The following is a 266-nucleotide window of genomic DNA, read 5'->3' as shown; positions in this document are numbered from 1 at the left end:
CGTGCCCCATGGGCACCGGGGTGTCGCCTTCCGCCAGCATATGAAACACCGGCGGCGCGCCGGGGTCTTCCGGGCGAAACCAGTGCCAGCGGCCCAGGTTATCAAGCACCCAGCGCTTGGCCGCCTCGGTTTGCGCCCAGTTAGGTATCGCATCGGAAATGGAAGGGTCTGGGGCTAGGGCGGTCATCGCGCAGGCGCGGCAGAACTCGCCCTGCTTAGGGGCAATCCAGTTAAAGCCAATCACGTCGCGGTTGGCACAGAAGGGC

1 protein-coding gene is annotated in these 266 nt (G+C 65.4%); it reads right to left on the bottom strand.

The features are described 5' to 3' along the window. Nucleotides 1-266, bottom strand: a 266-nt coding sequence (locus tag R0J88_RS20815) for a hypothetical protein (RefSeq protein WP_410900997.1), incomplete at both ends; no start/stop codon positions are given.

Origin of the sequence: Pseudoalteromonas sp. SIMBA_162, from assembly GCF_046535955.1 — a bacterium.
GTDB classification, from domain to species: Bacteria; Pseudomonadota; Gammaproteobacteria; order Enterobacterales; family Alteromonadaceae; genus Pseudoalteromonas; species Pseudoalteromonas marina.
This window is presented reverse-complemented; position numbering and strand designations above follow the sequence as displayed.